This window comes from Sediminibacterium ginsengisoli (genome assembly GCF_900167075.1).
Lineage (GTDB): Bacteria > Bacteroidota > Bacteroidia > Chitinophagales > Chitinophagaceae > Sediminibacterium > Sediminibacterium ginsengisoli.
In genome coordinates this window covers 547146-559696 of record NZ_FUWH01000001.1, presented here as the reverse complement: position 1 = coordinate 559696, position 12551 = coordinate 547146, and the positions used below count along the sequence as shown (strand labels likewise).

The following is a 12551-nucleotide window of genomic DNA, read 5'->3' as shown; positions in this document are numbered from 1 at the left end:
AGTAATTAGTTTACGTCCCAGAAGATTTTTGATGTGAACCTGTTGATGCTCGCAGGTACATTATTTGTATTGGCATCATATTCTGTCTGTGGATAGAGGTAACGCACCGGTTCAGGGTTGCTGGTTGAAGCAACGGTAGCCGGAAGGATCGGCACTCCTACTGAAGTTGATCCGGATGATTTCCTGTATTCGCTCCATGCTTCCAATCCGTTGATATGTTCCAGAGACACCCATTTCTGGATCAGGATAGCCCTGATCTTATCAGTGGATGCAGCCCAGCCTACATTCTGTATAGGCTTGCTGTAATAACGGATCGCATATGCATCTCCGGTATTGCTTGCATTACCTGCAGTAGAAGGAGCAGCCACGGTTCTGAAGTGTGCCAGGATACCGCTCTCATAAAGACTTTGCGCCGTTCCGAGTGCAACACCATAACGCTGTGCAGCTTCCGCCTGAAGGAAATAAGCTTCGGCAAGCAGCATCAGCATACCCGGACGTGTTCCCTGACCCACCTGAACCTGGAATGGTCCGATCGGTGAAGAACTTGCCGTTGCAAAACCACTACCTGCTCCCAGCGGAATACCTACATAGTTAGACAATGTATTGGAAGGAGCACTTGGTGTGGTACCGATAGGCCATGCAAGACCCTGTAAACGGAAGGTATCAGCATCTGCAGTAGCAGCAACTGTACCAGCTGAAGCCGGCCTTGCGTTTGTGGTAACACTGTTTTTCAGCCAGTTGATGATAGGCGCACCCATCTTACGGTACTGGTGGTTGGACGTAACGTTATTCAGTTCATTGTATCCGTAGTTAGCATAGAACGGATTCAGCTTGCCTGCTATATTCTGATAACCGGGAGACACCAATACATTCTGCTGGATATAACCTCTCGCGATTGTATTGTTGATATTGGTAGTGATATAAGTATCACGACCGGGCATAAAGCTCTGGCGCATCAGTATACGCAGTTTGATCGTATTGGCAAAACGGATCCAGCTGTCTTTGGCGCCCTGGAAATAAACATCCTGGGCAGTGAGCGACGCATCCGTTGGCCAGGTAGCTCTGGCGATACGCGCCATTGCAGAATCGAGGCGAACCACCAGGTCTTCATAGATCACTTTCTGATCTGTATAAGTAGGTGTGATATTCGTTACACCTTTCAATGCATCCGTATATGGTACGTTGCCGTACATATCTACCAGCTGCTGGAACATATAACACTGCATTACATTGGCAGGATCTTTCAGGAATGCAACACCATCGCGGTCTGCGTTGGTAATCACATACTGGTAATCGCCGATATTATCATAAATACCATCGAATGCATTGAAATCTGCAGTGGTAAAATCGTAGGTCTTTTCGGCACCACCACCGGTGAAGCTGGTACTGTGTCCGTAAAAGCCTACCCATGAACCCGGCACTACCATCAGGGCAGCACTGGTCTGGATCCGGTAGCTGTTGCCCAGCGCACCGGTGAACACGAACTGCGCTTTTGTTGTAACCGCATTATTGGGGTTAGTGTTCACATCGACAAACTTCTTACACCCGCTCACCAGCAGGATCAGAGCTGTGCCGATAAATGATATTTTAAAGAATTGCTTCATAGCTTATAATTTATACGTTTAGTAGTTAGAATATCACTCTCAGTGTTCCACCGATCTGACGTACAGGAGGAGTGTTTAAGGTATTGTTGATACCGGTTGCATTTCCATTTGTGTTAGAGAACTCAGGATCCGCATACCAGTTATCAGCCGGTAAAATAGTGATCAGGTTCCTGGCAAATGCAGTGAGTGATATTCCTTTAATCGCATTCATATTGCGGAAAAGCGATGTAGGGAAATCGTAAGTCAGTGAAAGATCGCGCAGCTTCCAGAATGCACCCGAGCTTACGAACATTTCGCCGATACCGGTGAAGCCCCTTGAGAAACCGAGGTCACCAAAACCCTGGTAGATCGCTTTGTAATTATCAACAGCAATATTTGTATTAGGTACAGATTTGCCGGCACCATCCAGGTATACCGAATTAGGCCATACAAACTGATCCCTGCCATATAAAGCAGTACCCTGTCCTGTTCCTGTGAAGGTCATGTCGGTTCCAATATCGTGGTATACAACGTGTCCGCCACGGTATTCAGCATTGGCGATCAGGGTGAAGTTTTTATAGCTTACGTTCAGACCAACGCCCAGTACATGCTTAGGCAGTGTGGTTCCCTGTGTTACCCTTGAAGAAGCCCTTAATGGCCATCCGTCGTTAGGATCAATGATCACACGTCCTTCTGCATCCCTCTGGAATACTGTGGTACGCAGTGAAGGGAACATCATTCCTTTTTCAGCATTCAGGCTGGCTAACGCATCCGGAGCCTGGTATTCAAGACTGTTCAGCCCGGTACCACCATACAGTGTATTTACAACGTTTGTTGTGTAGGCATAGTTACCGCTGACATTTACAGTCCAGTCTTTATTTTTCACAACAACTGCGCGTGCTTCGATATCGATACCCTGGTTGGTAACGTCAGCTGCATTCAGCAGGTAGTTCTGGAATCCGGTTGAATTGGAGATGCTTACATTCAGAATCTGCTGCTGCGATTTCTGATAGTAATAGCTCGCTTCAACAGTAATCCTGTTGTTAAACAGACCAAATTCTAAACCTACTTCTGTTGTTTTTACAATCTCAGGTTTCAGTGAAGGATCCACGATGGTACCACCTACTGTTGTACCCAGCAGACCTGAGTAAGGGAAACCGGTTGCATTGCCATAAACGGTTTGCAGACTGTAGGCACTCAGGTTATCGTTTGCGTTCTTGTTATAGCTCGCACGGATCTTCACGTTGTCAACTACTTTTGACTTGAGGGAAGGGAATGCATCTGTAACGATGAATGAAAGGTCAGCACCATAAGTGGTGAAGGTAGGATCGTTGAATCCGATAGTTGGGCCTGAGAATACAGATGTATAATCGCGGCGCACAACACCGTGAGCGTAGATGAATCCTTTATAGCCTACAGTAACATCACCATAAGCACCGATCTTACGCTGGGTAGACTGCCCGTTACTTCCGGCATATAAACCGGTAGAACTGTTGGTAAGGTTATAGAGATCAGGAGAACCGATACCACTGGTACTTACACCGATGTTCTTGCTGGTCCTTGCCTGGATCGATCCACCCACCAGTACTTTCAGGGAAACGTCACCGAAAGATTTGTTGTAGTTACCAAACAGGTCGGCATTGAAACGGTTACCGTTGCTTTGTGATTCGCCGATACTACCCGCGATAGGAGTACGAGCTACAGAACGACCGAGACCGGTAAGGAAGCGATCGTAGTTATTATTATAATAGTTTACGAATGCTGCTGTTCTTGCCCAGCCTGAGAATGTATAAGTGTTTGCGGTAGTGGTAGTGTTGGTATTGGTATTTGCAATGGCAACGCGGGCAGTGAAGTCGAGCTCATTGCTGGCTTTGAAATTCAGCTTGATGTTACCGTTGAAATAAGTGTTCTTGGTATCGAACCTGTTGTTGTCTTTATTCCACCATGGGTTAGCATAGTAGTCATTGAAATAATTGCTCGGATCTGCATACTTGTTATTGCGCCAGTCTTTAAAGAAAGAAGTAGGCGTCCAGCTTGCAGAGTTCAGCGCAAAGAAATAGAAATCGGAATTGGTTCTGTCGGCATGATCCCATGCATAGGTTGCATCGAAGGAAAGATTCATTCTTCCGTAAGTCTTGGACGAGTTCATGCGCAGAGAGTTCCTGTTATAGTTATCACCGGGAACGATACCATCGGAATGCATATTCTGGTAAGATGCATAGAAGCTGCTGTTGGCATCACCCGCACGGTAAGAAACGTCTGATTGTGCAGTGTAGCCGGTATTCCAGAACTGCTTGCGCATGTCGGGAATATCGGAATAAGGCAACAGGAGGATAGAGCCGTCAGAAAGCTGGCGGCCGAGCGGACGGAGAGATCCGTCGTAAGCAGGACCGTATTGCTGGTTCTCAGCAGGGTGGAAATTCTCTTCCCTGCTTGAGCCGTAAGCAGAACCGGAACCAAAGCCGTGCTGCGTTTTAGGCAGGTAAGCGAGGTTTTCGATATTGCTGCTGTGTGTAACGGTAATTTCAGGTTTGCGGTTTCCTTTTTTGGTGGTGATCATGATGGCACCGTTCACACCTTCGGATCCGAAGAGGGTTGCAGCCTGACCACCTTTCATCACATCGATCCGTTCAACATCGTTCGGATTGATGTAGTTAATAGTGTTTGAAGGAACGGCAACACCATCCAGAACGATCAGTGCGGTGTTGTCACCGGAAATGGAACGCAGACCACGCAGTACGATACGGGGTGTTGCATTTACCGAAGCGGAAGTGTTGGTTACAACCAGACCACCCACCTTACCGGCAAGCGCCTGGGCAAGGTTAAAGGATTTACCGGCAGTAATTTGCTCTGGTCCCACCCTTGTGGTGGCATAGCCGATCTCTTCGGCTTTACGTCTAACACCCAAAGCGGTAACAACCACTTCAGAAAGCGCAGTTTCGGCGGAGAGGATAACATTGAGTACGGTAGCGGTACCCACTCTCACTTCTTTTGTAGCGAAATTGACACTGGATACGACGAGAATGTCTCCAGGTTGTGCATTGATGGCATAAGAGCCATTTTCGGAAGCGGCGACGCCGGTGGTCTTCCCTTTAACAACGATAGACGCGGAGGGAACGGGGGCCCCTTTTTCATCTGTTACTTTGCCCGTAACAGTCCGCACCTGGGCAGTAACTCCTACAACGAAGCATAGGAGCACCACCATGCAAGATGATACAATTTTCTTCATGTGATTGTTTTTTTTAATAGACGTTAATGTGAATTTAGAGCTATTTATAATATGTTAAGAGACTTTTAACATGTTTTTTTAGCTAAAAATTAACATAAACTCTTAGACCCCTCTAATCCGGATATCGCTGCATTAGTTGTTAAAAAAGTTAACAAGTGTTTGTTTTTAAACTAAAAACTTATTAATCAATTGCTTATATGAGTACAAAATATCTATTTAACTTCTAACGCTTATTAATCAGGGAGTTAATGTTTTAAGGTAACTTTGCGGCATGTTATTATTAGACGGAAAGATCGCATCGGCAGCAGTTAAGGAAGAACTGAAGCAGCAGGTTCAGCAATTGCTGGAAAATGGTAAAAGAGCCCCTCATCTGGCAGCTATTCTTGTCGGGAATAACGGAGCCAGTGAAACCTATGTGGCCAGTAAAGTGAAAAACTGTGAAGAAACCGGCTTCAGGTCTACCCTGATCCGTTTCGATGCCGATATCGATGAATCCGTTCTGCTGGCCAAGATCTCCGAGCTGAATCTCGACCCATCTGTTGATGGCATCCTTGTTCAGCTGCCTTTACCCGGTCAGATCAGTGAGCAGAAAGTAATTGAGGCAATAGATCCGGCCAAAGATGTGGACGGGTTTCATCCTGTAAATGTGGGCAAGCTCGTACAGGGACTTCCTAGTTTTGTTTCAGCAACCCCATATGGCATCATGCTGATGCTGGCTTATTATAAAATTGAAACCAAGGGCAAACATGCCGTAGTGATCGGCCGCAGTAATATCGTGGGCAGACCTATGAGCATACTGCTCAGCAGCAACCTGCCGCAGGGTAACTGCACGGTAACGCTTTGCCATTCACATACACCCAACCTGAAAGAGCTTTGCCTGCAGGCAGATATTGTTGTAGCAGCACTGGGAAGGCCGGGATTTGTAAGTGCAGACATGGTGAAAGACGGTGCGGTAATCATTGACGTAGGAATTACACGCGTAACAGATCCGACAGCAAAAAAAGGTTTCCGCATCAAAGGCGATGTTGCATTTGAAGAAGTAGCAGCCAAAGCCGCTGCGATTACACCGGTTCCTGGCGGTGTTGGACTGATGACCATTGCCGGTTTACTTAAAAACACAATGCAGGCTTACCAGCAAAACAATAATTAAGGTACCACGATCATGATAACATCTCCAACACTTACCCGCACAAGCCTGCCTGTAATGGAATCGTTCTATACGATCCAGGGCGAAGGCTTTCACCAGGGAAGAGCGGCCTATTTTATCAGGCTTGGAGGTTGCGATGTGGGCTGTTTCTGGTGCGATGTAAAAGAAAGCTGGGACGCATCTGCGCATCCGCAAAGGGAAATCGCTTCCATTGTTGAAGAAGCAGCGGCCTACCCCGGCAGGCTTGCTGTAATTACCGGCGGAGAACCACTGATGCATGATCTTACCGAACTCACCACCGCATTGAAGGCTGCAGGTTTTGAAACCAATATTGAAACTTCCGGATCTTCTGCTTTCAGCGGGAGCTGGGACTGGGTTTGCCTTTCGCCTAAAAAATTCAAAGCTCCGCGCCCCGAGATCGTACCGCTGGCCAGCGAACTGAAAGTGGTGATCTACAATAAGACCGATTTTCAATGGGCGGAGAACTATGCCGCACAGGCATCGCCGGAATGTAAGCTATACCTTCAGCCGGAATGGAGTAAGGCAGATACCATAACGCCTCTCATCGTTGATTATATCAAAGCAAATCCCCGTTGGGAACTGAGCATGCAGCTTCATAAATACATCAATGTACCTTAGCTGCAATTCAGTATTGAAGCCATCCCCGTACCCGAACTTTAACACCACTGCGTAGCTTTTTTTCCGAACTTCCGCTTTCATTTCATCCTATGAAAGCATTGTTTTTCTGCATCGGGTTATTTTTTTCAGGCATGCTTTTTTCGCAGGGCTATGATCCAGGCAAAGTGAAACCAAAAGCGAGTGCCCTGTACGAAAAAGCATTGGATCTTTTACAGGCCGGTGCATTTACAGAAGCGATCCCGTTACTCACTGACTGTATCAGGATCGACAGCACCTTCCTCGATGCATACCTCTCCCTTGCAGGCGCCTGCGGCGAACTGAAAAAATACCAGCAGTCCGTTACGCTCTATGAAAAAGTAAGAGCCAGAGACAACGAATATTTCAAAGTTTACAACCTTCCCTATTCTATCAACCTGGCGGGACTGGGTCGTTTTGAAGAAGCATTGAATGCAGTCTCCATTTTTGAAGCGATCCCTAACATCAGTGAACGCGGGGTAAAGAGCGCTGCCTACAGAAGACGCTGTTATGAGTTTGCAATCGCCTACGCAAAAACACATCCTGCTACAGATTACGCTTTCTCTCCCGTGAACCTTGGTGACAGTGTGAATTCTGCGAAGTCGGAATATTATCCATCCGTAACTGTAACAGATAACCAGCTTGTCTTTACCAGGAAAACCGGTGCGGCACGCGAAGATTTTTTTGAAAGCGATATCAACAAAAAAGGATTCGGAGCATCGCACCCGATTAACGGTACCATCAATATAGAACCATTGAAAGGGGCGATCACCGTATCGCAGGATGGTGAATGGCTGTTGTTTGCAGGTTATTTCGGAACGGGCTTCGGCAATTATGATCTTTATATTTCCTATTACACACCTGAAGGCTGGAGTGAACCGCAAAACCTCGGACCATCCATTAATACAGAATTCTGGGAAAGTTCGCCCTCACTCAGTCCGGATAAAAGAGCTTTGTATTTCAGCAGCAATCGCCCGGGTGGCAGCGGTGGCAGGGATCTGTATGTAAGCTACAGGAAACCGAACGGACAATGGTCGGAAGCCGTGAATATGGGGCCGGATATCAATTCGGCGGGTGATGATTTCGCGCCGTTTATTCATGCGGATAACCAGACCCTGTATTATCATTCCGACGGTTTACCGGGTTATGGCGGCTCGGATCTTTTTCTCGTGCGCAAAGACCTCAGTGGCAAATGGGGCAAACCGGAGAACCTGGGTTATCCCATCAATACCATTGAAAATGAAGGCAGCCTGGCTGTATCGGCAGATGGTCTGACTGCTTATTATGCAAGCGACAGAAGTGATTCGCGCGGCGGACTGGATCTTTATAAATTCAGTCTTCGCCCTGACATACGCCCCTACCGCACTTTGTATGTAAAAGGAAAAGTGATCGACAGCAAAACCGGTAAGCCATTACCATCCAATGTAGAGCTTACGGACAACAGCAGCAGTAATGCGCTGATGAATGTACAGACGGATGAATTAGGCGAATACTTTATCACATTGCCAACCGGCAGGGATTATACCTTTACTGTTAACCGCAAAGGATACCTGTTTTACAGTGAACATTACGCACTCAGCCGGCAGGAGCCCGACAGTACTTACAAGAAAGATATTTATCTCCAGCCGGTTGCGCTGAATGCATCATTTATATTCAGCAATATCCGCTTTGCAAGTAATTCTTATGAGTTGCCATCCGAGGGACTTGTGGAACTGGAGAAACTGGTGCAGGTATTAAAAGAGAATCCTACGTTAAAGGTGGAGATCAGCGGACATACTGACAATATCGGCAAGGAAGATGATAACCTGCTGCTGAGTACCAACAGGGCAAAATCAATCGTGGATTACCTGGTGGCGCACCAGATTGCTGCAGCGCGTCTGACTTATAAAGGTTACGGAGCGTCAAAGCCAATCGCTGATAATACAACAGAAGGAGGCAGGGCACAGAACAGACGAACTGCATTTACGGTTACCGGCATGTAGTAAAATCAGGTATAAATACCTTCGATTATTCCAAAGAGTAATAGGGATATTCGGGGAGTGAAAGAGGAATTATTATACCGGATAGCACTAACGCAGGTTCCTGGCATCGGGCCTGTTCAGACAAGAACATTGATCGATTATTTCGGTGGAGCCGCATCAATCTTCAATGCGCGTAAAAAGGAAATAGCGGGTTTGCCAGGTATTGGCGAACAAAGGTCCGCGGCTATCAAACAATGGAATGATTTCAGCACTGCAGAAGAAGAGCTCAGGTTTATTGAAGCCAATCATATACAGCCATTATTCATTACGGATAAATGTTATCCCCAACGGCTGCTCAATTGTTACGACGCACCAATACTACTTTATTATCGGGGTAATGCGAATCTCAATGCAGCACGGGTTATCAATATTATCGGCACAAGGAGTAATTCGGAATACGGACGCGAGGTAACCGAAGAGTTGCTTACCGCATTACAGCCCATGCAACCTCTAATTGTAAGCGGGCTTGCATTTGGCATTGATGCTATTGCGCACAAAACGGCATTGAAGCTGCAATTGCCTACTGTTGCGGTACTGGCGCATGGTCATAAGAATATTTACCCCTGCCAGCATAAAGGGCTGGCAGGGGCGATGCTGCAGCGTGGCGGGTTGCTTACAGAATTTGGGAAGGAATCAAAACCAGACCGCCATAATTTTCCCCGGCGCAACCGCATTGTTGCTGGTATGTGCGATGCTACTGTTGTAATAGAAACAGCAACGAAAGGCGGCAGTATGATCACTGCAGAGCTGGCCTTTCAATATAACCGGGATGTGTTTGCAGTGCCGGGCAGGCTTAATGATATCCGAAGCGAAGGTTGCCTTCAGCTGATCAGCAGTAATAAAGCCGTATTATTAAGAACGGGTCAGCAACTCGCAGAATTACTCGGCTGGAACAAATGCAGGCCGAAGCCTCCGGTACAGCAAAAAATATTTATTCCGTTAAGCACAGAAGAACATGCAATCATGAATGTATTTGAGCAGGAAGGGACTGCTGCTATTGACGAGATCTGTATCCGAAGTGGCCTCAGCAGCAGCACGGTAGCGGCAGCAATGCTCAATCTTGAGTTACAGCACCAGGTTTGTTCATTACCAGGTAAAAGATACCGGCTTGCGCATGCTACCTGATCAGGACCACGGTACCCTTCCGGTATAGCTGGTTGCCACGGTAATCGACGCCGGCAACTTCAAATACATACGTGCCACTGGGTTGTTTAACACCCGAAAAAGTACCATCCCAGGCTTTTCCGATCTCGGAAGTGCTATAGATCAGTTGTCCCCAGCGATTGAATACTTTAAAATAGACGAGGCGGCTGATCCCCACAGCAATAGGTTTCAATACATCGTTGCGGCCATCGCCGTTTGGTGTAAACGCAGACGGAACAAATATTTCCGGGCCGGTGCTGAATAACTTCACAACCAGGTCATCATCGGTATAGCAGCCTTCTGCTGTTGAAACCCTTACACGGTAACGTACAGAATCTACAGTTGCCGGAATGTTTGCCACAGGATTGGATATGGAAGGATTATTCAGCCAGATCGGCGGGTTCCAGGAAAAGAACGTTCCGCTTCCTGTTGCCTGCAGCTGCAAAGGCTGTCCAGCCACAGCAACTGTATCATTTCCTGCAAAAGCGGTTGGTGGAGGGATAACCACTACTGTAACAGTGTCGCTCACAGGTTTCGGACAGCCGCTGTTATTATCCCTGGCTGTAAAAATATATTGTGTTGTCCGCACAGGGCCCGCAACAGGTGTTAACGTAGCAGGATTGGCAAGAGAGGTTGCGGGTGTCCATTGAAATGTAGTAGCATTATGGGTAGCGCGCAACTGTACCCTTTGACCGAAACAAATAGCCGTATCATTATTTATCACATTCACTACGGGGTAAGGAACTGTGCGTACCTGTATAGATGCATTGGCCTGACATTTACCAAGGTTTGCATCTACCCGGTAAGTGGTACTTTGCAAAGGACGGGCGAATGGATTTTTAATATTCGGATTGCTTAGCGTATTAACCGGCGTCCAGCGATAACTCAGCGCATGGCTGACCGGTTGCAGCATAACGGAATCTGTTAAGCAGATCGTTGTATCGGATAGCTGCACTGTAATAAAATCGAGCACATTGACCGTTACTACATCTGTATTCACACAGCCATTATCATTTACCGTTACCAGGTAACGCGTGGTATCCAACGGGTATACCAATGGATTGGCAGTTCCGGCATTCAGTATACGTGTCATATTAACGGGGGTTCCGGAAACCGTCCATTGCGCGGTTGCTGTAGCTGCAATATTTACCCTTAATGCCAAAGTATCAATACTACAGATCAGCGTATCTTTAAAAGGCAGGTCTATTATCGGCCTGTCGAGCACATTCAACGGTTTGGTAATCGTATCGATACAGCCCCGGTTGCTTGTTACGATCAACCGTACCTGCGTGTTCACCGGCGCCGGGTATTTCCAGGCCGTATCCTTAGAAGATGCCGTATCCCTGATGGTTGTGTTATCGCCAAAATCCCATTTCCAGCTGTTCACCGCGCCGTATTGTGCTACCGTTGCATCCCTGAACTGGTATGCATTCAGGAAACAGCTGCCCGTGATATTAAAATCAGGTGTAAAACCCGGATATATATTTACCACTGAAGTAGTGGAATCTGCACAACCTCCCTGGCTGGTTACTTTAAGTTTAACAGTATAAGTACCTGCTGCCTGGTATGTATGTGTAGGTGTGGGATTAGTTGATGTTGGCACAGGTGAGGATGGTTCGCCGAAATCCCATAAATAAGTGGCAGCGGCAGCAGTCGATTCATTCTCGAAACTCATCGTAAAATCATCACAGTTGATGTAGGATGGCTTCAGTTCTGCTGCGGTGAGCTGGCAGGCTGTTACGATCAGTGTAAAATCTTTCCGGTGTTCCGAGATCGGCACGCCGTTTCTCCATTCGGTAATACATACATTCACCACATAACGGCCCGCGGCAGGTGCCCTTCCGGATATCAGTCCTGTTACCGGATTAATGCTCACATCAGGACCAAGAGGTTGTGTGCCTGAAAAACCGCCGCTATACGTTACAGGGTTATATGGCGGAGAGCTGTACAATGTAGAGGCGGAATTGGTGGTAAGCCCCCTGTCGAAAGCACTGCAGAATGCATAAGACAAAGAATCTCCGGCATCAGGATCGGTAGCACTGAAATCCAGCCTGAACGGCGAACGCTGGCAGACAAGTGTGGTATCCTTCAAAGCAAAAACAGGGCTCGAATTGGAGCCGATACTGAGCATGCCGGTTCCGGGAATATTACAGGTATATGTGGCGCCTTCTCCCGGATTGGGTGATCCCGGAATAGCAAACACTTCCACATTGGCAATCAGGTTGGTGCGGCAACAGGTTTGAAATGCTACCGTATAACCCTCCTGCGTATTCGGCAATTCAATGGTAAGCGCATATTGCCCCACCTGGTAACAGACGGGCTGCGCATTGGTAATACACGGATCTGTCGGAATCAGATTCAGCACATTCACACCACCGGTAAGACCTACAGCCTGCTGGCCGCCATATTGGGTAGATGGATTGGTATTGTTGTAAATATTCAGCAATACAGAGGAAGGTAAATCTGCTACCTGCGAACCCTGTTGCGTAGGCGGATTACACTCCCGGAATAATCGCAGGGTAATGGTATACCGTGAAGAATTTGCTCCGGAACCCGGCCCGAGATAACGATAATACACTTCACCGCCGGCAATATGTCCTGCAAAAACGCATACCGCAGGCAGCAACAATAACAAACCTAATAGTAATTTTTTCATTCCGCTTCTGTTCCCTGTTTCTAAATTTATCTGCTTCAAAAAGCCCGGGGCAGTTTATTACATAGGATATGCAAAACAGTATATTCGTTGCTTAAAGCGAGGTAAAATAGCCATTTAT

7 protein-coding genes are annotated in these 12551 nt (G+C 47.1%); 4 read left to right on the top strand and 3 right to left on the bottom strand.

Annotation, left to right across the window (positions count from 1 at the left end; translation table 11 throughout):
- Positions 1–5: 5 nt before the first annotated feature.
- Entirely contained in the window at positions 6–1604 is a 1599-nt protein-coding gene (locus tag B5D42_RS02555; RefSeq protein WP_078829849.1) for a SusD/RagB family nutrient-binding outer membrane lipoprotein, read from the bottom strand.
- A gap of 25 nt (positions 1605–1629) precedes the next feature.
- The gene (locus B5D42_RS02550) at positions 1630–4812 is read right to left on the bottom strand and encodes a SusC/RagA family TonB-linked outer membrane protein (RefSeq protein ID WP_078829848.1); all 3183 of its coding nucleotides are present in this window, start codon (positions 4810–4812) and stop codon (positions 1630–1632) included.
- A 271-nt stretch (positions 4813–5083) separates the two neighbouring features.
- On the opposite strand from B5D42_RS02550, the gene B5D42_RS02545 reads away from it, so the two are divergent.
- The 4 genes from B5D42_RS02545 to dprA all read left to right on the top strand — a co-directional run bounded on the left by B5D42_RS02545 (position 5084) and on the right by dprA (position 9759).
- Positions 5084–5962: a bifunctional 5,10-methylenetetrahydrofolate dehydrogenase/5,10-methenyltetrahydrofolate cyclohydrolase gene (locus tag B5D42_RS02545; RefSeq protein ID WP_078829847.1), complete on the top strand. Its 879-nt coding sequence runs from the start codon at positions 5084–5086 to the stop codon at positions 5960–5962.
- 12 nt (positions 5963–5974) lie between these two features.
- Complete coding sequence (locus B5D42_RS02540) at positions 5975–6598, top strand: 7-carboxy-7-deazaguanine synthase QueE (protein ID WP_245825526.1); 624 nt, start codon at positions 5975–5977, stop codon at positions 6596–6598.
- Between the two features lie 89 nt (positions 6599–6687).
- A complete protein-coding gene (locus tag B5D42_RS02535; RefSeq protein WP_078829845.1) occupies positions 6688–8595 on the top strand; it encodes an OmpA family protein in 1908 nt (635 codons plus the stop codon).
- 57 nt (positions 8596–8652) lie between these two features.
- Positions 8653–9759, top strand: coding sequence for a DNA-processing protein DprA (dprA, locus tag B5D42_RS02530; RefSeq protein ID WP_078829844.1), 1107 nt, complete (start codon positions 8653–8655; stop codon positions 9757–9759).
- Here the strand turns inward: dprA and B5D42_RS02525 are convergent.
- Complete coding sequence (locus B5D42_RS02525) at positions 9752–12433, bottom strand: PKD domain-containing protein (protein WP_078829843.1); 2682 nt, start codon at positions 12431–12433, stop codon at positions 9752–9754. The genes dprA and B5D42_RS02525 overlap by 8 nt on opposite strands.
- Positions 12434–12551: the final 118 nt, after the last annotated feature.

What these genes read in the sequence shown, in the direction of transcription:
- B5D42_RS02550 (WP_078829848.1), bottom strand. Translation starts at nt 4,812, where the DNA reads ATGAAGAAAATTGTATCATCTTGCATGGTGGTGCTCCTATGCTTCGTT.
- B5D42_RS02525 (WP_078829843.1), bottom strand. Translation starts at nt 12,433, where the DNA reads ATGAAAAAATTACTATTAGGTTTGTTATTGTTGCTGCCTGCGGTATGC.
- B5D42_RS02535 (WP_078829845.1), top strand. Translation starts at nt 6,688, where the DNA reads ATGAAAGCATTGTTTTTCTGCATCGGGTTATTTTTTTCAGGCATGCTT.
- B5D42_RS02555 (WP_078829849.1), bottom strand. Translation starts at nt 1,604, where the DNA reads ATGAAGCAATTCTTTAAAATATCATTTATCGGCACAGCTCTGATCCTG.
- B5D42_RS02540 (WP_245825526.1), top strand. Translation starts at nt 5,975, where the DNA reads ATGATAACATCTCCAACACTTACCCGCACAAGCCTGCCTGTAATGGAA.
- B5D42_RS02545 (WP_078829847.1), top strand. Translation starts at nt 5,084, where the DNA reads ATGTTATTATTAGACGGAAAGATCGCATCGGCAGCAGTTAAGGAAGAA.